Below are 22,530 nucleotides of genomic sequence, written 5' to 3'. Positions count from 1 at the left end.
CTCGCTAATGTTACATAATCCGTAGCAGTGACTCAGCACGCTGGTCATTCTCTTCGGCGGTTTTCATTAGCTTGACTTGTAATTCAAACTGACGTTGATGGCTGATCATATCGACCATTTCATGCACAGGATTGACATTCGACATCTCGAGAGCCCCTGACATGATTGAGACATTTTCAGAAACATCAAGTTGTTGGCCATTCACGGGCCGAAACAGACCGTCGTTGCCCTTTTCCACCTGATGCCCTGTGGCCTCAACGATTTGCAATCTGTCCACTTCTTCAAGAAAGTTGGCCGGTGCGCCTTGAGGGCGAACTTGAATGGTGCCGTCTTTGCTGAAACTTATTTTCTCAATCGGAACAGGCAGGATTACAGGCCCCCCTTCGCCAACAACTTGACGGCCATCTCTATCGAGTAGCATCCCCTCTTGGGTCATTTTCAATGAACCGGCTTTGGTATAGGCCTCGTTGCCGGCATCATCTAATACCGTCAGCCAACCGTGCTCACTCATAGCAATGTCTAAATCGCGACCGGTTTCAGAAATACCGCCGGCTGTGGTGTTGGTCCCTGCCCGTTCTTGTAGAGCAAAAACGCGTGTCGGCAACCCTTCACCAAAGGCCTGCATCGAGCGTGCCTGAGCGATATCGGCTTTAAAGCCTGTGGTGTTAGCGTTGGCAAGGTTGTTACTTTTAACCCCCATCCCCAGTAGGCTTTGCTTAGCTCCTGAGGTGGCAATGTACAGCATCTTGTCCATTGGCTTGCTCCTTAAAATCGTCGTTATATTGACTAAAGCAAGATTGATACCAAGAAAAAGGAGTTATTTAAAAGGAGAGACTAGAGGGATGAAAAAAGGCCACCAAAAGGTGGCCTAGTAGGATGTTTCTTATCGGATCTGCAGGATATTCTGTTGCAGCGTTGAGTTCACCTCTAACGCCCGAGAGTTAGCCTGGAAGTTTCGTTGTGCACTGATTAAATCAACTAGCTCATTAGTAAGGTTGGTATTCGATTGCTCCAACGCTTCGGAATTAATCGTGCCCAAGGTCCCGGTTCCTGGCTCACCGGCGATGGGCTCACCAGAGTCTAAGCTTTCTTTCCAGCTGGTATTACCTACCTGCTGCAAGCCCTGAGAGTTAGGGAAACGAACCATCGCTACCTGACCTAAGAAGGTAGAGTCGCCATTACTATATGAGGCAACTAACTTACCATCACTACCGATTTCAATATTAGATAAGCGGCCCACGGTCGAACCATCTTGTTCCAACGCCTTCACCTCGAAGCGGCTAGAGAATTGGGTTGGGAGTTTGTTACCCGTCGCAGCTTCATCACGCCAGTTTAAGTTAATATCATTAAACTGGGCCCCGTTGGTCAAAATACCACTGGCGCTAAGGTTAGCACCCGATAGCGTCATAGGGTTAAACGTCGCGCCGGTGTTGGGCGTACCATCTGTTTGCAATGGTAAACCCGCTGCATCAAAAGTAAACTGGGTGATGGGGCCTGCACCTGCGTTACCCGCGTTATCAACTTCAGTGCCATCGACGGTAGCACGCACATCCCATTCGTTAGAGGCCGTTTTTACAAAGAAAAACTGCAACACGTGGGGCTCACCCAGAGAGTCATAGACTGTTGTTGATGTTGACGAATTATAGGTGGCTGAGTCATTTGGGTTAAATGGCGTTACCGTTGGAACGGTGGCACCTGCATCCAAGTTAAATGAACTGTAGACATTATCTGTCGCATTTGGAGAGCCTGATGAATCAGGTATTTGAATCGGATTGGCCGTACTCAAGCTCACCGAAGTGGTATCACCGGTTACCGGATCCGTTGGGAAACCTTGCAGTAAGTTACCTTTAGCATCGACTACGAAGTTATCATCATTAAGCTTGAACGCCCCAGCACGCGTATAGGTAAAATCTTGCGAAGCTAAATCGTCAGCCATAGCAAAATAACCTTCACCGGTAATCGCTAAATCCAGTGCATTTGACGTGAACTTTAAAGAACCTTGGTGAAACTGCTGCGCGACCATGGTGGTTTGCACACCATCACCGTTCTTCGTTTTACCGCCACTGAATACTGATGCCGCATACACATCAGCAAACTCTGCGCGGGATTCTTTAAAACCTGTGGTATTGACGTTCGCAATGTTGTTTGCGGTCACATCTAAGTCTTTTTGGGCTGCCGCCAACCCTGTTAAAGCGATATTGAAACTCATGTTTCACCTCTTCGTAATAACTGCCCGCAGGCAAATGCTTTACACTGAAATCTCAGCCACCTCAGCGAGCTTCACTGCGCCCTCTTTGGTGTTCACGATGATCCCATTCGCGCCGTTGATATTAACGCTTTCAATATTTTTGAATGTCGCCATAGGTAAAGAGCTGTATTCACCATTGATGCTGCCCTCTGCCACAATGTCGTACTCACCAGGAGGAAACGGATTGCCGTCTTTGTCGAGACCGTCCCATTCAAAGCGAATTGCACCAGCAGGTTGCGAGCCTAAATCAACCACCTCAACCACCTGACCTTTATCGTCTTTGATAGTGAGGCTTAAATTATCAACAGGCTCTTTAGCAAGAACAGTCCCTTTACTCACTTCACCGCTATACAACTCGATAGTTTCAGATTCCAACAACGCCTTTTTCCCGACTAGCGTTGACGCCTGCAGCGCCGAGTTAGATGTCATTGACGCAGCCAAAGAGTTAAAATTCTCATTGAGCTTTGAGATCCCCTCAGCCATGGTGAAATTAGTCATCTGCGCAATCATCTGGTCATTATCCGCAGGTTTGCTCGGATCCTGATAGGACAACTGCTGAGTCAGCAAGCTGAAAAAATCTTCCTGGGTGAGCTCATCACTCTTTTCTTCCGGCGCCTTATTTTGGTTATCCCAATACAGGGAGCCTAGACCCGTTGCTGATTGCACATTATTGTTCATGCTCTATCCTCGCTTTAACCCTTACCAAGCTGCAACGTTCTCGTTAGCATTTGCTTAGCAGAGTCGGCTATTTGCACATTCGTTTGATAGGAGCGTGACGCCGAAATCATATTGGCCATTTCTTCAACCACATTGACATTGGGTTTATAGATATAGCCGTTCTCATCCGCCATCGGGTGACCTGGGTTGTATTCAATTTGCAACGGTTTGTCACTCTCGACTACACCCAGCACTTTCACTCCCACAGACTCACCTTGCTGTTTGCCTACCGCTTGCTGCAGCTGAGCAGCGAAAACAGGTTGGCGAGCGCGATATGTCTGCTCCACTGAGGAGCTAACCGAGTTTGCGTTTGCTAAGTTGCTGGCCGTGGTATTTAAGCGCACGTTTTGCGCACTCATGGCCGAACCAGAAACATCAAAAACATTAAATAAACTCATGATTATGCTCCTTGACCACCTAGGGCTTTCTTAAGACCGGAAATCTTGCCGTTCATAAAGCGTAAGCTGGCCTGATACTCTATAGCGTTCTGTGTATACAAGTTCCGTTCCACCTGTACATCAACAGAGTTACCATCGCCTGTATCTGGTTGATTTGGAACACGAAATTTTGCTTCACCCATACTCATTTGGGTACTTGCTTGGAGGTGTTCCGGATGGGTGCGAGCTAAGCTATTGCCGCTTAACTGCCGATTGTTTGCCGCTTTTAACGCGCTGGCAAAATCAATGTCTTTCGCTTTATAGCCAGGGGTGTCTGCATTGGCAATATTCGACGCCAATAGCTCAGCCCTTTGCGAGCGAACGAGCATTGCTTGGGGATGAATACCAAATGCTTTATCAAAACTGATAGCCATAGCCTCTCCAAATTTTTGACTCTCTTAGAGGGGCTACAGCAATTTTTAGACCATAGATTGTAAGGCTATGTATTTAGGACTTTTTTTGGTAGATGATACCGGGATTACAACGGATCATATCGAACTCGGTACTCAAGCCTGTCATTGATTCACTCGCTCCTAAAAACAAATATCCCTTAGGGTTAAGCGCTTGCGCGAATTGACCAATGATCTTGGCTTTTACTTCCGGAGAAAAATAAATAAGGACGTTGCGACAAAAGATAATGTCAAACTTACCCAGCAACGCATATGAATCCAATAAATTCAAATGGCGAAAGCTCACCATACGTTTTACATTGTCATTAACTTTAGCCATACCGTTGCCGCTATCGCTAAAAAACTTTTTGCGTCTTTCAGCACTGAGCCCCCGAGCCAATGCCAATGAGTCATACTCAGCATTTTTACAAATATCGAGCATGGTATTAGAGATATCCGTACCGATTATTTGCGCTCCCGAGGACAGTTGACCTGGGCGAGACTGTTGATATTCGGCCACTGACATCGCTATTGAGTAGGGCTCTTGCCCTGAAGAACTGGCCGCCGACCAAATTTTTACCGGCCGACGTAAATCTTTGCACTCAGGTAAGAGCTTTGTCTTCAATAATTCAAACGGATAAGAGTCGCGAAACCACAATGTTTCATTGGTGGTCATGGCATCAACAACAGCGGCACGAAGTTGCCGCTCATGCGGACTCAACGTCTTGCTAACTAGCTGCGACAAAGATTCAACGCTAAAGCGAGCCATCAGCGGAGCCAAGCGACTTTTAACTAAGTAAAGTTTGTTATCACCCAGCACAATGCCACACTGCTGTTCTAAAAATGCACGAAACTGGTTGTATTCACCGAGCTCTAAATGCTTATTTTCCAAATTACTCTCACCTAACTCACTTGAAGCGGTTACAAGACAAGGCGGCATTAATCACAATGCACCCACTTTTTAACTGCTGTAGCCAGTTCGTCGGGGTTAAATTTGGCAATAAAATCATCCGCCCCAACTTTTTCTATCATCGCATGGTTAAATACGCCACTTAAAGAGGTGTGCAGTATCACATGCAATGGTGCCAGCTTCGGATCCGCTTTGACCTCTGCTGTTAAGGTATAGCCGTCCATCTCTGGCATTTCCACATCCGATATCAGTAACGCCACTCGCTCAGTGATATCATCTTTGCAGTCGAGCTTCGCTATTTCTTTTAATCGCAGCAGGGCCTCTTTACCGTTTTTCGCCAGCTCAGTTTGCACCCCGAGAGGCTCCAGCGCCCGTTTTACTTGATTACGCGCCACGGCAGAGTCATCGGCAATAAACACAATACGCTCACCGAGATCTTTCTGCATCTCGCCATCTGAGGCAATGCCCTCACTGACCTCGGTATTAACAGGGCTGATCTCTGCAAGAATTTTTTCGACATCCAAGATTTCTACGAGCTCGTCATCAATCTCAGTCACTGCGGTAAGGTAAGAATAACGCCCCGCACCTGACGGCGGTGGCATAATCTTTTCCCAGTTCATATTGACGATACGCTCAACGCCACCCACCAAAAACCCCTGCACAGAGCGGTTATATTCGGCGATAATAATAAAGCAATTTTCAATATCAGTGATGGCCGGACCGCCTACAGCCATAGACAAATCGATGATAGAAATAGTTTGTCCACGAATATGCGCTACCCCACGAATATAAGAATTCGTTTTCGGCATATTTGTTAGTGGTGGACACTGAAGGACTTCTCTAACTTTAAAAACGTTGATCCCGAACCGCTGGCGTCCTTTTAGTTTAAACAGCAATAATTCAAGGCGGTTTTGACCCACAAGTTGGGTTCGTTGATTGACAGAATCTAAAATGCCAGCCATCGGATTCTCCTAGCATTAATTTACAACTTCGCACACTCGCGCCAAATAGGAACGCATTTTGCTTCTTAGCTTCATACGTTAGTATAACTACGCTAGAACGCCCAGTTTTTGACGCTTCGTAGTTATACCCTGTTTTACCCAATAAGCATAGTCGAAACATGGTGAGTATGTTCAAAAAAATTCAACTTTTCCAAAGCTTATGGTTAATAGCCGGTGTATTAATAAGCTCAACGGCTGAGGCAAACAACGGCCAACAACAGCGCTATGATCGCCACGCTTTGCAAACGCTTGCTGAGCAATACATCACAGAGCAAGCGCAGATTCAGCCCGATCAAGAGCTGCAAGTGCAAGCGATGGACTTAGATGCGCGCATAGGTCCCAGAGAGTGTGCAGTAACACCGCAAGCCTCTACGGCTAGCGCTCCGCCATTTAATCGGCAGGTAACAGTAAAACTTAAGTGTTCAAGTCCTGCTCTTTGGAGTCAGTATGTCCATGTACGCATCAGTAAGCTCTCTACTATCGTGGTCGCCAATGATCACATTGCCCGTGGGCAAATTATTAGTGCTGATGATTTAACGACGGAGCAGCGTCCGCAACATTTTGTTCGCGCTCGCTACATAGAGCAGCCAGAAGTTATTGTCGGCAGCCGCAGTAAACGCAGTATTCGCAGAGGATTGCCAATTAGTATGAATCAGTTGTGTATGGTGTGTAAGGGCGATAATGTGAGCATTATTGCCCGCTTTAACGGACTCACTATAAAAACATCTGGAGAAGCGCTAGAAGATGGCGGTGTCGGTGACAATATTCGCGTGCGTAATGTAAAGTCTGGCCGGCTGATCAATGCCAAAGTAACAGCAGTGGAAACCGTGGCGGTTAATATTTAAATTTTATGCTAAAGTATTGGCTAGAATGGCCGATAAACAGTGCAAAGGTCAATATAGCTTAGGTAATTAGTGATGGTGAATCAAGTCAACAAAGGCCAGCAAGGCTCGGTGTACAACACACCACAAAATAAAGTGGAGCAACAAAAGCTCAACCAAACGCAAACGCAAGGTAATGAGGCAAATGCAAAAGCCAGTACGAAGGCTGCAGCAGACTCAGTAAGCCTTACCCCACAAGCAAAGCAAATGAAGTCTTTGCAAGAAAAAGCTGAGCGCTCATCAGGGTTCGATCAACAAAAGGTTGACGAATTAAAGCAAGCTATCAGTGAAGGCAAATATCAAGTAGATAGCGAAAAGCTTGCTAAAAACATCGCTGCGTTTGAGTTCGATTTGTATGGCTGATTCGGCACTTAGTGTGGCTCTCGGCCAACAGCTCTCAAGTTTACAAGACTTGCTACAACTACTTGAAGATGAGCTGAGCGCTATTGCCGGGCGCAGTGGTGATGAGCTGAAGGAATTAACGCCTAAAAAAGAACAGGCGCTTGTTCAAATTCAGCAACAAGACCAGCATATTGCTCAGCTATTAAAAGCGCAAGAGCAAGAGGTATTAGCGCCGCACCAAGAGATGATAGAGCATGCACAGACTTTATTGCTAAAGTGCAAACAGCAAAATCAAGTGAATGCTCAGGCTGCTCACAATGCCCAGCTCACCGTCAAACAACTCAAAGATATTCTTATCGGCGCACCAAGTTCATTAACCTATGCTGCCGACGGCGGGATTGACCGCAGCGAAAATAAAATCGTAAAGAACTTAAAAGCCTGAACCTACTAAGCTAAATATTGATTTGAAAAAGGGAGCCTAAGCTCCCTTTTTTACCTCTTACAGTTCGCCTTTGCCCGAGCTATCCAGCATTGCTTTGATCACTTCATCATCGCCAACAGTGGCATATTGCGAGGCTCCTCCAAAGCCATGCTCCTCGCTCGTTATTGTTTGCTCTGAGGCTAAATCATCAAATTGAGCTAATACCTCTTCTGCCTCATCGGGATTATCCAAAATAGACTCAGCGCCTAACAAGCCCGATTCACTGATAGTTTGCTCGGCATTGACTGTGATTTCTTTTACTTGGTTAAACTCGGTAAACTGCTCGCCATTTAAGCTCAAGCTTACAGCCTCATAATCCAGAGTTTCAACACTGGCATAATGGCTTTGCTCACCTGATTCGAAGGCCAAATCATCTTCGCTTGCCACACTGGCCTCCAACGTCTCATCCGCAGCAGCATTGTCATAAATTGAGCCGCGATCCACTTCTTGATTGTCAGTGTCTTTTACGAGGTAGTTGCCGGCATCATCAATAGTCACGAAGTAATAATCTTCACCGCTAAGTAAATCAACATCTAATAAAGATAGAGTGTACTGCCAGTTGCCATCACCGTCAGTCGTCGTGCTGGGGTACGTGCTTAACACATCAAGGTCGATGCCAGCTAGCCCTACACCTAGCAGGCTAGAGCCAATAATGTAGATCTCTGTACCTGCAGGTGCTGTGCCTTCCGCTGACGGTAGCACTAATCCCAAAATGCCGGGGTCAAAATCAGTGACCTCAAAGCTAATGGGAGTTGTATCTATGATACCGCTATCCACAGCACTGCCGGTATTTCCCGCTTGGTCGGTAACACGTGCGGTCACCGTATATTGACCATCGACCAGTACTGCGCTGGCGCTAATAGACCAATCACCGTTGTTATCTGTGTTGGTGGTCACCGTGTGGATAGTGCCCGCATCATCCACAAATTGCACACTCACCTGAGCATTCGCTTCATTTGAGGAGCCACTGACTTGCGGGGTGTTGTCATTAGTTAGTGCCACGCTGCTTGGATCAATGCTTACTGTCGGTGCAATGGTATCTATGGTGCCAGTGTCGCTTGCACTGCTGCTATTGCCAGCAGCATCAGAAACACTGACGGTTACGGTGTAATCTCCTTCAGCTAGGCTGGGGGCAGGCACCGACCAATTACCACTGCCGTCTACCGTCGCACTGAGTGTGTAAGTATCACCGTTGTTATCCAGCACACTAATACTCACTTCCCTGCCTATTTCACTCGATGTACCGCTCAGCAGCGGTGTGGCATCGTTCCCTAACCCTAATGGGTCAAGGGTGACACTCACTCCTTGAGTATCAATACTTCCGGTATTAGACACTGTGGTGATATTGCCCGCATCATCCATTATCGTTGCACTCACGGAGAAGGTGCCGTCAGATAACGCTGAAGGCGTCACAGCCCAGGTGCCATCGGCTGCTACAACAGTAGAAATATTCTGGCTATCACCATTGCCGTCAGTGACTGTGACAGAGACAGTGGCACCTATTTCATCACTGGTCCCTGAGATAAGCGGGGTATTGTCATTGCCATTTGCTGGCACGTTCACACTTAGGCTAGGGGCGGTGGTATCCACCTCGCCGGTTGCGCTCACTTCGGTTAGATTGCCAACGTCATCACGTACTGCCGCTGCTACAGTAAAACCACCTTCAGCCAGCGCCGTAGGCACAGCCACAGACCAGTTGCCATTTGAGGTAGACGCTTGCAGGGTTTGCTGGTCACCGAACGCATCGGTCACTATCACCTCTACCACGGTGCCATCAGCCACATCCGTTGTGCCACTGATAACTGGCGTGCTGTCATTAGTTAAGCCAAGGGTATCAATGCTAAGGACAGGCGGTTCATTATCAAAATCGAGTGTACTGATGGTGGTCGAATTACCAGCGGCATCAGAGGCTGACGCAGTCACATAGGCTAATGTCAGAAGCGGCACCGTCAAATTAACTAAAGTCCAATTGCCATCCGCATCGGTGATCGCTGTGTACGTTGCACCAATCCCTCCTCCGACGAGGTGCTCTGTGATGGTGACCTCACTGCCTGCGGGCAAATCCGAAGTACCAGACAAGGAAACGAGATTACCTAACAGAAACGATGGCACTATGGTCAACTCAGGGCCAATGGTATCAATTACAGCACTCTGAGAATCAGTACCCGTATTGCCTGCATCATCAACAATGGTCGCGGCCACGGTATAAGTACCATCGGCTAACGCTGAAGGAGCGGATACCTGCCAATCGCCATTGTCATCAGTGGTAGTGACTACGCTTTGACTGTTCCCCTGAGAGTCAGTAAAGATAAGTGTTAATTGGCTGTTCGCCTCGCTTGAGCCCCCAGAAATAAGGGGCGTGTTGTCGTTAGTGAGCTCGAGTGGGTCAATCTCAACACTTGGAGCAAGAGTATCGATAACCCCTGTCTCAGAATCCGTTGAGGTGTTGCCAGCTCCATCGTCAACGCTGGCTGTGATAGTAAACTCTCCTTCTGCCAGCGCTGCACCAACGTTTGCGCTCCATGTACCGTCTGCGCCGACTGTGGCGCTCAAGTTCTGAACATTGCCAAGGGCATCAACCACGACTATTGACACCACGGCTCCAGGCGCAGCGCCCGCTGATATACCAGAAATAACAGGAGTGGCATCGCTTATCACTCCTACGGGATCAATCGTGATCCCTGGACCGGCAGTATCAACAGTACCAGATTCATTGTCGGTGCCCTCGTTTCCTGCGGCATCAGTAATGCTGGCGGTAATATCAAAATCCCCCTCAGCAAGTGCAGTGGGCACCTCAGCTGTCCAACTGCCATCACCGGCTAACAGTGCCGTAAAACTCTGGCTATCTCCGCTGGCATCAACTACGGTAATTGATACAACATCTCCCTCATTGCCTTCAGCACTGCCACTAATTACAGGGGTTTCATCATTCACACTGCCAACGGGCGAAATTGTCACAGAGGGTGCTGTAATATCCACTTCGCCTTGGACTTGATCATTCGCTTGGTTACCGGCATTGTCACTGACTTCGGCGGTGATAGTGTATTGCCCTTCAGCTAAAGGCGCAGCGAGCGACGCACTCCAAGTGCCATCACCTTGCACCGTCGCCTGAACCGTCTGGGTATTACCGCTGGCATCGACCACGGTAATAGCCACCGTTGCTCCAACCTCAGAACTACTGCCAGTAATGATTGGAGTTGTGTCATTGCCTATACCCGGGTTGTCGATGGTCAAATCCGGTGCGCTGGCATCAATACTGCCCTGCGCTGACGCTTGGGTGTTATTCCCTGCTTCATCAGTCACTGATGCAAGTACAGTATAATCCCCTTCAGCTAACGGCTGGGAGGCTTCTACCTGCCAGCGGCCATCGCTTTGCACCACTGCTGTTAACGTTTGCGTCGTACCATCGCTATCGGTGACCTCGATAACCACGCTTGCGCCCACTTGCGAACTAACACCGGAAATAATAGGCGTGGTATCACTTTGCGCTCCAAGCGGATCAATACTGAGCGTCGGAGCCGTAACATCTATTTGCCCTTGGGCATTTGCCTGCGCTTCATTTCCTTGGGCATCAGTAACACTCGCTGAAACGGTAAACACCCCCTCAGCAAGCGCCTGCGGGACAGACACTTGCCAACTACCATCTGCCGCCACTACCGCTGTTACGGTTTGTATCTGCCCATTTGCATCGGTGAGAGTCAAATTTACTGCGGCACCTATTGCACTACTGGAACCTGAAATCGTTGGTGTTACATCATTGGTAGGTGATAGCGGGTCGATGCTCAAATCGGGAGCATTGGTATCAATTGTTCCACTTGCCGTTGCTGATGTGCTGTTTCCAGCTTCATCGCTCACACTGGCCTCAACTTGGTATCCCCCTTCAGCAAGCTCTGCCGGCACCTCCACTTGCCAACTCCCGTCGCTTTGCACCACAGCAGTGAATGACTGAGTTGTGCCATTCGCATCAACCACTTCGACCGCTATCGTTGCTCCTATCTCATCACTTGTTCCGGAAATCACTGGGGTGGGATCGTTCGTGACTCCCAAGGGAGTCAGGGTTAGGCTCGGCGCTGTAGTATCCACTTCGCCTTGAGCAGTATCATTGGCATTATTACCAGATGCATCAACAACACTAGCATATACTTGGTAAATTCCCTCACCTAGCGCCTGTTGAGTTTGTACTTGCCAGCTACCATCTTGCTGAACTGTCGCTTCTAATGTTTGTCGATTGCCCTCAGCATCAGAGACAATCACAATAACGGTGCCCCCAACTTCACTACTGGTGCCAGTAATAATGGGGGTTGTGTCATTGGTAATCACAGGAGAATCTATCGTTAACTCCGGCGCACTGACATCTATAACTCCTTGCTCGTTATCGCTGGCGCTATTACCTGCCACATCAGTGACATTAGCCTGTACCTCAAACTCTCCCTCAGCCAGCGCCTGTGGCACCTCCACCTGCCAGCTACCATCTGCCTGGACGACAGCCGTTAAACTTTGCGCAACTCCCGCCGCATCTGTAACCAATATATTGACGGTAGCGCCGATTTCATCACTGCTGCCACTGATTATTGGGGTGCTATCACTGATGGTTGCCAGTGAGTCAATGACTATACTGGGCGCTTGGCTGTCCAATAAACCAGACTCTGAGTCACTGGCCTCTAAGCCACCCGCCGCTACAGATGCGGTCACTGAGAATTCGCCTTCGGCCAATGGCTGAGCCACATCAATTTGCCACTGACCGGCAACAGCTGTCGTGGTTATACTCTGCTCATTTCCCAAAGCGTCAACGACAGTGATAATGATCACACTGCCATCAGGGGCATCCGTGCTGCCCGCTAGACTCGGCGTACTGTCGTTTGTGGTGCCAATCGCAGCGATATCAATAGTTAAACTCTCTAGGTCAGTGTCACCATTAAAGCTGCCCTGTGCCTGCGCCTGGCCAATATTCCCTGCTTCATCAGTGCTGCTAGCAACAACACTGAACTCCCCTTGCACCAATGGTTGCGTCACTTGCACTTGCCAAGTGCCGTCCTCCCCCACAGTAGCGACCAGTGTTTGGATAGCGCCTGCTGCATCTGTAATGAGCACATTCACTGCTGATCCAGCATCTAAATCGCTGCTCCCCGAAATAGCTGGCGTCGGGTCATCTTCATCTATAGGTGTAGCGATAACAATAACGGGGGCTGTGGTGTCCAGCTCCCCTGATGTTGTTCCCACCACAGTGTTTCCCTGAGGATCGGTGGCCGTAACAGTCACTTCGAACGCACCGTCTGCTACCTCATCAGAGAACACCACTTGCCACTGACCGCCCTCATCGATAACCACTGTCTGCTCAACCGAAATACCATCAGCTGTGGTCAATGTCACAGTCGCAGTTTGCCCTGCCATATTTGTACTGGTGCCACTGACTTGAATGTCTGGGTTATTAGTTAAACCTATCGGCGTCACCGTAATAACTCCGCTCTCACCACTCGCTGCTTCACCCTCTGGCAACACCCCATCGCCGGTATTCTCAACCGTTATCGCACCTTGATTCTGAGCACTAAAATCGTCATTTAAGGTCAGTTGCTGACCTGATAGCGTTTCGCTGATACGTGTGAGCTGTACAAAAGAGGTCCCTCCTCCACCAGCGGCGCCTCCACCCGCACCAGCTGCGGTTGCTTCTAAGGCATCGAGAATGTCACCGTCACCTTGCAGTGCATCCAAAAAAGAGGAAATACTGGGGTCTTCGTTAGTGGCAGAAGGTGAGGTCGGCTGTGCATCAAGGCCATTGATTGCCTCGACTACACTTTGCTGTGCGACCTGATGCTCATCCAAGCTCAAACCAAATTCAGCCAGCGTGTCTGCCCCTAGCGATACATGCTGATTGGCAGGAATTTCAAAGTCGCTGTGAGTGCCTGAGAGTGTCACTGAGCTTTGTGCTTGGGTCATTATGCGCGCGCCTTGGACGATACTATCGCCAACGCTAACAAGCTTTACCTCACCATTGGGCAAACGTACAAATACTTCCCCTACTACCTCTTTTACAATTAACTGGTCCATGGCGGTTTCCTCACTGAATTTGGCCGACAAATTAAGTGTAGAAACTGACGAGCGGAGTGTTATTGGACAGCAGTCCAATTTTGTCGCCAAAAAACCATACTTTTATACTAAGTCGAACGAATTTTAGAGGTACAAAAAATGATTTTATTGCGCATCGATGAATTCTCGACTAAATCATACAATTGACATGGCAGTACTGGGTTTATTTAACAAAACTGGGAGGTTAGCATGGATCGTGAACAGGCTAACAAGGAGTTCATAGGTCTTAAACCGCTTCTACTTACCGCTATTGCACTGACTACGATGTTTACAAGCTCGTTATCACAAGCACGCTCTACAGAACCACTTTCTTACGCCGCCAAACAAGCAATTGACACAAATCCGCAGGTAAAACAGCGTTGGCATGAATTTAAAGCGTCAATGCATGGGGTCGATGCTGCATTCTCTGGCTACTTGCCTAAAGTCGACGTCAATGCAAGCACTGGGTACGAGACACGTAATTACGGCGTTGATGATGACTACGCGCGAAATACCGCCGAGTTGAGCGTGACTCAAATGCTCTATGACGGCTTTCGCACTAGCAACGAAGTTGAACGGTTTGAGCAAATCCAGCTAACACGTTACTTTGAGCTGCTAGCCCAAGCACAACAAACCAGCTTAGATGCTGCTACCGCCTACCTTGATGTTATTCGCTACAACAAGCTGGTGGAGTTAGCAGAGCAAAACCTTGAACAACACCAAATGGTGTTTCAACAGATAGAGCAAAGCGTCGGCGCAGGCGTAGCCAGAGCAGCCGACTTAGAGCAAATCACCGGACGCTTATCGCTGGCCGAGTCTAACGTTATGACCGAGCTTGCCAACCTGCACGATGTCAATGCCCGCTATCTACGGATTGTCGGCGAGCTGCCCCCTAGCAACCTCAACGAGGCGGGGATCGATGATGAACAAATTCCGTTTTCTATCAACAAAGCGTTAGCGCTAGCATATGAAAACTCTCCGCGCTTTTATGCCACGCTCTATGGTATCAGCGCCGAGCAAGCCTTTGCACAAAGCCAAAAGTCTGGATTTCACCCCAATGTGAACTTATCCGCTCGCTATGGCATGCAAGACAGAGATGAGCTTGGTTTTAACACAACTCGCTCTGAAGGCCGAATTGGCATCGATGTAAGCTACAACCTGTTTAATGGTGGCCTTGATAGTGCCAATCTCGAGCAAGCATACGAACAAGTTAATGTTGCTAAGCAACAGCGCGATTTAGCCTGTTTAGAGATACGCCAAGGCGTGCAAATCGCCTACAATAACGTACGCATTTTAGAGCGTAAGCTACCGGCCTTAGCGCAGCACCAGGCCGCCTCTGAGAAGGTCAAGCTGGCTTATAAGGATCAGTTCGATATCGGCGAGCGTACTTTGCTGGACGTGCTTGATGCTGAAAATGAGGCGTTTCAATCCAGCCGAGCCTATATAAATGCCGAGTATGAGCGAATGAATAATGTATTGGCGATGCTAGCAGAGATGGGCGGTTTACTCGAAGCTTTAAGTATTACCAACGAACAATACCCTACTTTAAGTGAGTTAACTGAGTCGCCGCTTACAGCAGATAGCGAGCACCTTTGCCCCAAAGTCGACGTTGCCAGCCAAATGTCTCGCAAGTCTTTTCTTGCCGAGAAAAATAAGCGCAACAACGCCTATAAAAGTATAAAAATAGACACCACATTACCGGCTGCTGGTCTTAGCAGTAACGCAGCCGTTATGAATGCTGATGACGACAGTGATGGCATTGCTAATGATAAAGACCAGTGTCCGGCCACACCATTTGCAACCGAGGTCGACGCCCAAGGCTGCACTAAATATACAGCGGACACGCGCTCGGTGGAAATAGGTATTCCCTTTGCCTTTGATTCTGACGTGGTAATGCCGCAATACTACGCTGAGATTGAACGCCTCGCGACATTCTTAAAGCAACACCCAGATAAAACCGTTGAAATCCACGGCCACGCGTCACTTGATGGCGAACCTCGGTATAACAAACGGCTGTCAGAGCGCCGCGCTTTTGCTGTTACCGAGATCCTTATCAATAACTTCGGTATTTCTGCGCAGCGGGTCACTGCCATGGGCTTTGGTATTGAACAGCCTATTCAGCAAGAAATTTCGGTGCGCGCCAACGCGCTCAATAGGCGAATTGAAGCCAAAATCAATAGCTAACCACCTACTAGAAATGGCGTTTTATGAAAATGGATCATGCTCACGGTGGTGCCTTAGCGGATTGCTTAGCGATAATATGCAATTATCATAATCGCCCCTTCTCTGGCGAAGCGCTTATCGCTGGCCTTCCTCTTGTTGACTATAAGCTCACTCCTTCTGTGTTGTCACGCGCCGCCAAACGAGCAGGCTTTAAGTCGAAGCTCGTACATCGAGACCTTGATGCGGTTAATACCGCTTTACTGCCTGCTATTGTGTTAATGGCAAACAATCAAGCCTGTGTGCTGCTAAGCTTCGATAAGCATAACGAGCAAGTATCTGTGATTTACCCTGAACTTGCAGATACGCCAGTACAACAAAGTACTGGGGAGTTTGAAAAAGCCTATAGCGGCGCGGTTATCTATCTTCAGCCTGAATTTGCCTACGATGCCCGCGCGCCTCTGACTAATAAAAATAGCCGCACCGGGTGGTTTTGGCCAATCATCAAAGAATGTCGCTCGCTGTATCGCGATGTGATTATTGCCGCACTATTCATAGGCTTGTTTTCAGTGACTATGCCGCTGTTTGTGATGAACGTATACGACCGCGTTGTCCCAAACCAAGCCGTACATACCTTATGGGTTTTAGGTATTGGCGCTATGTTGGCGCTCAGCGCCGACTTGGTGTTGCGTTTGATGCGCAGTTACTTTCTTGAATTAGCCGCGAGCCGTATCGATGTGAAAGTCTCAGCCACCATTATGGAGCGGGTACTCGGCATGCAACTGAAGAATAAGCCTCAATCTTCAGGTTCATTTGCCGCAAACCTTCACGCTTTTGAGTCTATCCGTGGGTTCTTTAGCTCTATGACCTTAGTAGCGTTAGTCGATTTACCCTTTGTATTAATTTACGTATTAATCATCGCACTGATTGGCTTAGAGCTAATTGTGCCGCTGATCATTGGCGCTATAGTCATTTTGCTGTACGCCCTTGCCAGTCACAATCGCCTTGAGCAGCTAAGTGACAACACCATGAAAGTCAGTGCCATGCGCAATGCCGTGCTGGTTGAGAGCTTAAACAATCTTGATGATATCAAAGCCTTTCATGGAGAATGTAAAGTGCAATCAGCGTGGGAGCGAGCGACACTGTACTTGGCGCGTATAAATGCCCAAAGCCGTTTGCTCAGCGCCTCAATTACTAATCTGTCTACTTGGATGCAGCAAGGAGTCGGCATTGGCCTTATCATTGTTGGCGTGTACTTGGTGATTGACGGCGAATTAACGCAAGGCGGATTGATTGCAGCGTATCTGTTGTCTTCTCGCGCCATGGCCCCAATCTCGCAAACAGCTGCTGTGATGGCACAATATCACCACGCGGCTACGGCTATGGATTCACTTAATGAAATAATGGACAAGCCAGTAGAGCGACCAGAGGGCAAACACTGGTTATCTCACCCTGTCCTTAACGGCCACCTTAAGTTAGATCAAGTTAACTTTAGTTATGATGAAAACGCAGTGCCTATTATACGCAACGTGTCACTGCAAATTAATGTCGGTGAGCATGTGGCCCTGGTCGGTAAAAATGGCTCTGGCAAAAGCACCATTGAGAAGCTTCTTATGGGGTTATATAGCCCTAATGCAGGCCATATATTAGTTGATGACATTGATATCGGCCAACTCGACCCGGCTGAGCTACGCCACAATATAGGATACGTTCCCCAAGACGTGAGCTTAATGTACGGTACGTTAAGAGACAACATCACGCTTGGTGCGTGGCATGCCGAAGATGAACAAATAATAGCAGCTGCAGAGAAAGCTGGTCTAATGGAGGTTATCAACGCCCATCCTGACGGCCTTGATTTGCAAGTTGGCGAACAAGGAAAGTTTCTCTCTGGCGGACAACGCCAAGCCGTTGCTCTGGCTCGGGCCCTCATCAATGATCCTCCGGTGTTGCTATTGGACGAGCCCAGTGCAGCCCTAGATCACAGCAGTGAGCAACGGTTAATTCATACCCTAAAACACTACTGCTCCAGCAAAACGCTAGTGCTTGTTACCCATCGTTCAGCCCTACTAGACCTCGTTGATAGAGTTATAGTCATGGACAAGGGTCAAATCATCGCCGATGGAGATAAAGCGACGATCACCTCTCACTTGACGAAAAAATCGGTGAAACACGCATCATGAAAGAGCAAGAACACCCGCCATCCAGTATTGAGCAAGCGAGTTTTGAGCGCTTAGGCCGAGGCATTCAACGCAGCGCCAAAAAGGGGTTATTCAATCGTCTGTTTAATGGTTTCTTCGTGCCTCCCAATCAGCAAGATTGGGTGGCTGATGCGCATTGGCAGCAAATGCAGCAGCAACCACTGGCGGCGCGCGGTCTTCTGTATGCTATAGCCGTGGCGGTTATACTGCTGCTGGTGTGGGCCGCCTACGCACAACTAGATGAAGTGACACGCGGCGAAGGGCGGGTGATCCCCTCGCAAAAACTGCAAATTGTGCAATCTTATGACGGAGGCATGGTCGAGCAAATTCTCGTCAAGGAGGGGCAAGTTGTTGAACAAGGGGACCTCCTCGTCAAGGTCGACCCGACTCGGTTTGTCTCCAGCCTGCGTGAAAGCCGCGCCCAATATTTAGGGTTAAGCGCTGAAGTGGCTCGCTTACAAGCACTCACCGCCCATACCGAACTGGTATTTAGCGACGAATTAACGCAACAGGCGCCGAATGCGATTAAGTATGAGCAAGCCCAATATCGCAGTAACAAGCAGGAATTGACCCAGCAAATTCGTATTCACCAACGGCAATTAGAACAGCGACGCCAAGACTACAATGAAACAGCAGCAGCCATTGAGCAGTACCGCGCCAGCTTAGCACTAAGCCAACGAGAACTGAGGGTAACACGACCATTACTGCAATCTGGGGCCGTCTCTGAAGTCGATATAATCCGCTTAGAGCGACAGGCTGTGGACTTACAAGGTGAGATCAAGCGCGCCCAAGCGGCATTAAAGCGAACCCAGGCGGCGATTGAAGAAGCGCAAAGTAAAATTGATGAGGTCGAACTGACCATGGTGAACCGCTGGCGCGACCAACTCTCTGACTCGATGCTGCGCCTCGACGCCTTGCGGGAAACACAAACGGGGCTTGCTGATAAGGTTACACAAACAGATATTCGCTCGCCAGTTCGTGGCACTGTGCAACGCCTATTGGTCAATACCGTGGGCGCGGTGTTACAACCTGGCAGTGACTTGGTAGAGATCATCCCCCTTGATGATCAACTGCTTGTGGAGGCCAAAGTTGCGCCACAAGACATTGCCTTTTTACGCCCAGGACAGCCGGCGATGATCAAACTCACAGCCTATGACTTTACTATTTATGGCGGGTTGGAAGCCCAAGTCACTCACATCAGTGCCGATACTGTCACCGATGAGCGCGATAACACCTATTACTTAGTGCAATTAAAAACATCGCGCGGCTCATTGAGCGAGCAACTCACGATTATCCCAGGAATGACAACCCAAGTGGATATTATCACTGGGCAAAAAACGGTATTAGACTATTTGTTAAAACCCATTCTTAAAGCCACTTCTCAGGCGATGACGGAGCGTTAGCCATGGATCTGTTTATAACCGAACAAGGGCTCATATCTAGCCATTGGCAGCGCCTAGGTGAGCCAATAGAAGTGCTTTATACACTGCCCGAGCAAATACCCGACGCTCGTGTTGCTTGGGTACTCACTGGTATGCCCGATTGGCAACAGATCATTGGCCAATTACATGCTCGTCATATCGCAATTATTTTGATGACCCGTAATCCCTGTGTCAGTGAATTACAACATGGGTTTAGCTTAGGTGCGCGCGGCTATGTTGAACTGTTCGCCACTACGGCTGTACTTAAACAGGCGCGTGACGCGATTGAAAACAATGCTCTGTGGCTTCCTGGCTGCTTGCTAAGCAACCTTATTGGTGCGCTTTCCATCGCCGATAAGGCCTGTTCACCTACTTCTGCGGATTTAAGTAAACTGAGCGAGCGTGAATGTGAGGTCGCCAAGCTCGTGGCTCAAGGACAAACCAACAAGGCTATCGCGGCACGACTTTATATTTCTGAGCGTACTGTTAAACAGCATTTAAGCTCGACATTTGCAAAGCTACAGGTTAAAGACCGACTGCAATTAGCGTTGCATGTCAACGGTGCTGGGCAAGGGCATTAATGCCCCTGCTGAGTTTGAATACGGGCACTTACTCCCAACTCTTTGAGTAATTCAACAGCAATGTCTTGAGCCAATTCCTCCACCACGACCATCACTCCCAAAGGGCGCACTTGTGCACAAATATGCCTCACCAACTGTTGGGTGGCCTCATCATTACTGATGTTGTGCACCAAGGTGTTATCAAGCTTTATAATATCTAACCCCAACTGTTCTAAACCATCAACTTGGTTCAATGCTTGACCTGCATCCGTTAAACCTAATTGGCAACCCACTAATTTTGCCTCTCGGCAGAACTCTTTCACTTGTTCAGCCATGTTGATTAAACATGACTCAGAAAACTCCAAGGTTAGGCGCGATGCTAGCAGCCGCTCACTCGATATCAATGCAAGAATACTGGTATAAGCGATTTCATCTTCTAGAGTCGCTTCACTGAGTTTGATAGCAAGAGGCTGAGCGTAATGCAGCCATAACTTCTCATTGAAAAATGTTTTCACCGTTTTCCAGTCCAGCTGCGCATCCAATTGTTGCTCACTGAGCAGACGTTGATAGTAGCGTCGCGAATGGACCTTGTTACCCACTTTCAAATATAAACCGACTTCACTTTGCACGCAGCTATCGTCAAAATTCAGTACGTCTGTGAGCTTTAATTCAAACTGCTCTTTTTCAAGTGCTTGCGTTAAGGATTGCCCAGTCACCGCCGCTACTTGGTGATGCTCGGTTGCAGCATCGGCGTACATATCTACACCGGAAGCAGTGGCCATAGCCAACAACCGCTGACCTTGCTGCAAAGCCTCTTCACCGCTTTGCTTTTCTTCAATATAGGTAATACTGTGCCTCAGCTCTACCAGCCCATTATAGGTATCGCTAAATTCACTACAGCATTGCGTCAGCGTCCGTGAGCTATCCTCTGCAGCCATTACCTCATTGAGTCGAAGAGCAAAGTCACAATGACTGATACGCCCAAGTTGCCAGTCATGAAGGTTATCTTGCTGAGTTTCTGCATACCTAATCAGTAACTGCGCCAGCTCTTTCTCCAAGCTATAAAACTGTTCCGGGTTTAAGCTCCCCCGCAGTTGCTCGTAATTTGCTAAACGCATTAGTATCAGCACTTGCTGATGATGACTAACTTGCTTTAACTCTTGCTCCATACGCGACAGGAAGTACCGACCATTGGCTAGCCCTGTTGTTGTATCATGCTGGGCTAGGTATTGTGCGCGGGCGATACGCTCGTTCCCTTCGCGCAGAATGCCACCAAAGCGCTCAGCCAGATGATTCATCGCCTCTGTCACCTCAGCTAGTTCGGCCGTATTGGGAACTGCAAGCTGCTTAAATTGCTTTTTTGAGAACCCTTGGGCTTGAGCGACCACTCGCTCTAAAGGCTTCAGAACCCAACGTAAAATGAGTGAAGCAGCAATACAGCTCAATAACGCAACGATAGCAAAACCACTGGCTAAATTGAGCACATTGTCCCATAAAGCTTCTAATGCATATCTTTGCTGACTCTGAATATACAAGGTGCCGTATTGCTGCCAACCATTGCTTATTTGTGCAACGCCGGCGTCGACCTCAAAAGCAAACATCTGTGCAAACCAACTAGGTACTGAAGCATGTTCGTGCTGTGTAAGCGAACGCTCAACTACAACTTCACCCTGTGTATCGACTAATTTAATCTGCTGATAGTGGCCGGTATCAAAGGCTGCTGAGACGAAAAGCTCAACGGTCACTGGGTCTTTATCCATCTGACTGAGCGCAAGCGCTAAGGTTGTGGCATTATCGGCGTTTTTCAAATAAAGCTCTTCGGTGAAGCTAGATTTAACATTGTACCCGCTAATGAGTACGCTGCTGATCAACCCACTCAAAGCAATAACCACAATCACCAGCCACAGTTGTACCACCAGAGATATACGGTGCGCCCCACAGGACGCTGTAGATGCTTGCTTTATCACCACCTAACTCCTTGCTGTTCCATTTTCTTTAAAACCGAATGCCAGCGAGATAATCTCGCCCGAGGGTCGGCCACACTGTGAGTTGACGTTGCAGTCCACAGACCTTCACTGTTAAAGCTGAATACCGGATATAAATCAGTGCGCTTCGCTGCTGGCAAAATAGCACTTGTGAGCGAGTCGAGAATGATGGGTTGGCTACTGGGGGTCGGGTAATAACCCAACACCATATGCGCTTGAAACTCTTGGCTGCGAGGGCCGCCTATTTGCGCTTTAACATAGATAAGCCGCAGCTTATTATCAGCGATGCCTAGCATCCTCAATGACGCGTATTTCGCTATGGCGTAGTCTTCACAATCGCCCAGCCCTTGCCCTAAGGTTTCTAATGGCGTTGCCCAATAATCTTGTTGTTTGTAGAGAAGTTGGTCGGTGCGGTAGCGCACTTGCGTGGCAAAAAACTGATTGACCAGTTGCACTTTGCGGGTTTCGGTTTCAGCACTCAAGCTAGCTAGTAATTGCTGCCAGCGCTGCGCCACCAGTAAACGTTGAGTACCGTATTGGTTGCGCATAAGCGTTTGAAACAAGCCGCTGTCCATAGTTGCGCCAGCGTGAATGCCACTCATGAGCAACGTCATGGCGAACACTAAACCTAGCCCCAGCCACCGTATTTTATTTATAATTTTCGCACTGCTCACTACGTCCTAAAGGCCTACATAGTTTCTGCGCACCGCTTAGGACGCAATGGGTTTGATTTATTA

17 protein-coding genes are annotated in these 22,530 nt (G+C 48.5%); 7 read left to right on the top strand and 10 right to left on the bottom strand.

The features are described from left to right. Positions 1 to 10: 10 nt before the first annotated feature. The 7 genes from MHM89_RS13510 to MHM89_RS13480 form a co-directional block, all read right to left on the bottom strand. On the bottom strand, positions 11 to 754 hold the full coding sequence (locus MHM89_RS13510) for a flagellar basal body rod protein FlgF (RefSeq protein ID WP_022944054.1): 744 nt from the start codon (positions 752 to 754) through the stop codon (positions 11 to 13). Between the two features lie 129 nt (positions 755 to 883). Then, a complete protein-coding gene (gene flgE, locus MHM89_RS13505; protein WP_022944055.1) occupies positions 884 to 2,209 on the bottom strand; it encodes a flagellar hook protein FlgE in 1,326 nt (441 codons plus the stop codon). Positions 2,210 to 2,248: 39 nt separating this feature from the next. Then, positions 2,249 to 2,926 (bottom strand): flagellar hook assembly protein FlgD, encoded by a 678-nt coding sequence (locus MHM89_RS13500; RefSeq protein ID WP_022944056.1) that lies wholly within the window; start codon positions 2,924 to 2,926, stop codon positions 2,249 to 2,251. A gap of 14 nt (positions 2,927 to 2,940) precedes the next feature. Further along, positions 2,941 to 3,363, bottom strand: coding sequence for a flagellar basal body rod protein FlgC (gene flgC / locus MHM89_RS13495; RefSeq protein WP_045978575.1), 423 nt, complete (start codon positions 3,361 to 3,363; stop codon positions 2,941 to 2,943). A 2-nt stretch (positions 3,364 to 3,365) separates the two neighbouring features. Further along, positions 3,366 to 3,776 (bottom strand): flagellar basal body rod protein FlgB, encoded by a 411-nt coding sequence (gene flgB, locus MHM89_RS13490; RefSeq protein WP_045978574.1) that lies wholly within the window; start codon positions 3,774 to 3,776, stop codon positions 3,366 to 3,368. Positions 3,777 to 3,849: 73 nt separating this feature from the next. Continuing rightward, positions 3,850 to 4,683 carry a protein-glutamate O-methyltransferase CheR gene (locus MHM89_RS13485; RefSeq protein ID WP_026110988.1) on the bottom strand — a complete coding sequence of 278 codons (834 nt, stop codon included), beginning with the start codon at positions 4,681 to 4,683 and terminating at the stop codon, positions 3,850 to 3,852. Between the two features lie 47 nt (positions 4,684 to 4,730). Further along, positions 4,731 to 5,663 carry a chemotaxis protein gene (locus MHM89_RS13480; RefSeq protein ID WP_022944060.1) on the bottom strand — a complete coding sequence of 311 codons (933 nt, stop codon included), beginning with the start codon at positions 5,661 to 5,663 and terminating at the stop codon, positions 4,731 to 4,733. A gap of 167 nt (positions 5,664 to 5,830) precedes the next feature. Here MHM89_RS13480 and flgA point away from each other — a divergent pair, with 167 nt between their 5' ends. The 3 genes from flgA (at position 5,831) to flgN (ending at position 7,367) form a co-directional block, all read left to right on the top strand. Next, the gene (gene flgA, locus MHM89_RS13475; RefSeq protein WP_081604382.1) at positions 5,831 to 6,547 is read left to right on the top strand and encodes a flagellar basal body P-ring formation chaperone FlgA; all 717 of its coding nucleotides are present in this window, start codon (positions 5,831 to 5,833) and stop codon (positions 6,545 to 6,547) included. A 72-nt stretch (positions 6,548 to 6,619) separates the two neighbouring features. Beyond that, the gene (flgM, locus tag MHM89_RS13470; RefSeq protein WP_022944062.1) at positions 6,620 to 6,946 is read left to right on the top strand and encodes a flagellar biosynthesis anti-sigma factor FlgM; all 327 of its coding nucleotides are present in this window, start codon (positions 6,620 to 6,622) and stop codon (positions 6,944 to 6,946) included. Further along, positions 6,939 to 7,367, top strand: a complete 429-nt coding sequence (gene flgN / locus MHM89_RS13465; protein ID WP_022944063.1) for a flagellar export chaperone FlgN — start codon at positions 6,939 to 6,941, stop codon at positions 7,365 to 7,367. Before flgM ends, flgN begins: the two co-directional genes overlap by 8 nt. Positions 7,368 to 7,424: 57 nt before the next feature. Here the strand turns inward: flgN and MHM89_RS13460 are convergent, their stop codons facing one another. After that, positions 7,425 to 13,451, bottom strand: coding sequence for a retention module-containing protein (locus MHM89_RS13460; RefSeq protein WP_239409029.1), 6,027 nt, complete (start codon positions 13,449 to 13,451; stop codon positions 7,425 to 7,427). A 228-nt stretch (positions 13,452 to 13,679) separates the two neighbouring features. Between MHM89_RS13460 and MHM89_RS13455 the strand changes: the two genes are divergently transcribed. From MHM89_RS13455 to MHM89_RS13440, 4 genes are read left to right on the top strand one after another with little or no spacing between them, the layout of a single operon-like run. Then, positions 13,680 to 15,653, top strand: a complete 1,974-nt coding sequence (locus tag MHM89_RS13455) for a TolC family outer membrane protein (protein WP_239409028.1) — start codon at positions 13,680 to 13,682, stop codon at positions 15,651 to 15,653. 23 nt (positions 15,654 to 15,676) lie between these two features. Continuing rightward, positions 15,677 to 17,809, top strand: coding sequence for a type I secretion system permease/ATPase (locus tag MHM89_RS13450; protein ID WP_239409027.1), 2,133 nt, complete (start codon positions 15,677 to 15,679; stop codon positions 17,807 to 17,809). After that, positions 17,806 to 19,230, top strand: coding sequence for an HlyD family type I secretion periplasmic adaptor subunit (locus MHM89_RS13445; protein ID WP_239409026.1), 1,425 nt, complete (start codon positions 17,806 to 17,808; stop codon positions 19,228 to 19,230). Before MHM89_RS13450 ends, MHM89_RS13445 begins: the two co-directional genes overlap by 4 nt. Before the next feature lie 2 nt (positions 19,231 to 19,232). Further along, the gene (locus MHM89_RS13440; protein WP_239409025.1) at positions 19,233 to 19,829 is read left to right on the top strand and encodes a response regulator transcription factor; all 597 of its coding nucleotides are present in this window, start codon (positions 19,233 to 19,235) and stop codon (positions 19,827 to 19,829) included. Here the strand turns inward: MHM89_RS13440 and MHM89_RS13435 are convergent. Beyond that, the gene (locus MHM89_RS13435; protein ID WP_239409024.1) at positions 19,826 to 21,775 is read right to left on the bottom strand and encodes a LapD/MoxY N-terminal periplasmic domain-containing protein; all 1,950 of its coding nucleotides are present in this window, start codon (positions 21,773 to 21,775) and stop codon (positions 19,826 to 19,828) included. The genes MHM89_RS13440 and MHM89_RS13435 overlap by 4 nt on opposite strands. Beyond that, positions 21,772 to 22,407 (bottom strand): transglutaminase-like cysteine peptidase, encoded by a 636-nt coding sequence (locus MHM89_RS13430; RefSeq protein WP_151172381.1) that lies wholly within the window; start codon positions 22,405 to 22,407, stop codon positions 21,772 to 21,774. The genes MHM89_RS13435 and MHM89_RS13430 overlap by 4 nt, the downstream gene beginning before the upstream one ends. Positions 22,408 to 22,530: the final 123 nt, after the last annotated feature.

Source organism: Pseudoalteromonas sp. CNC9-20 (assembly GCF_022347875.1).
GTDB lineage: Bacteria > Pseudomonadota > Gammaproteobacteria > Enterobacterales > Alteromonadaceae > Pseudoalteromonas > Pseudoalteromonas ruthenica.
This window is presented reverse-complemented; position numbering and strand designations above follow the sequence as displayed.

Bases quoted from the DNA above. Each gene is read 5' to 3' on its own strand.
- MHM89_RS13445 (WP_239409026.1), top strand. From the start codon at position 17,806: ATGAAAGAGCAAGAACACCCGCCATCCAGTATTGAGCAAGCGAGTTTT.
- flgE (WP_022944055.1), bottom strand. From the start codon at position 2,209: ATGAGTTTCAATATCGCTTTAACAGGGTTGGCGGCAGCCCAAAAAGAC.
- MHM89_RS13500 (WP_022944056.1), bottom strand. From the start codon at position 2,926: ATGAACAATAATGTGCAATCAGCAACGGGTCTAGGCTCCCTGTATTGG.
- flgC (WP_045978575.1), bottom strand. From the start codon at position 3,363: ATGAGTTTATTTAATGTTTTTGATGTTTCTGGTTCGGCCATGAGTGCG.
- flgN (WP_022944063.1), top strand. From the start codon at position 6,939: ATGGCTGATTCGGCACTTAGTGTGGCTCTCGGCCAACAGCTCTCAAGT.
- MHM89_RS13460 (WP_239409029.1), bottom strand. From the start codon at position 13,451: ATGGACCAGTTAATTGTAAAAGAGGTAGTAGGGGAAGTATTTGTACGT.
- flgM (WP_022944062.1), top strand. From the start codon at position 6,620: ATGGTGAATCAAGTCAACAAAGGCCAGCAAGGCTCGGTGTACAACACA.
- flgB (WP_045978574.1), bottom strand. From the start codon at position 3,776: ATGGCTATCAGTTTTGATAAAGCATTTGGTATTCATCCCCAAGCAATG.
- flgA (WP_081604382.1), top strand. From the start codon at position 5,831: ATGTTCAAAAAAATTCAACTTTTCCAAAGCTTATGGTTAATAGCCGGT.
- MHM89_RS13450 (WP_239409027.1), top strand. From the start codon at position 15,677: ATGAAAATGGATCATGCTCACGGTGGTGCCTTAGCGGATTGCTTAGCG.
- MHM89_RS13455 (WP_239409028.1), top strand. From the start codon at position 13,680: ATGGATCGTGAACAGGCTAACAAGGAGTTCATAGGTCTTAAACCGCTT.
- MHM89_RS13430 (WP_151172381.1), bottom strand. From the start codon at position 22,407: ATGACGTTGCTCATGAGTGGCATTCACGCTGGCGCAACTATGGACAGC.
- MHM89_RS13480 (WP_022944060.1), bottom strand. From the start codon at position 5,663: ATGGCTGGCATTTTAGATTCTGTCAATCAACGAACCCAACTTGTGGGT.
- MHM89_RS13510 (WP_022944054.1), bottom strand. From the start codon at position 754: ATGGACAAGATGCTGTACATTGCCACCTCAGGAGCTAAGCAAAGCCTA.
- MHM89_RS13440 (WP_239409025.1), top strand. From the start codon at position 19,233: ATGGATCTGTTTATAACCGAACAAGGGCTCATATCTAGCCATTGGCAG.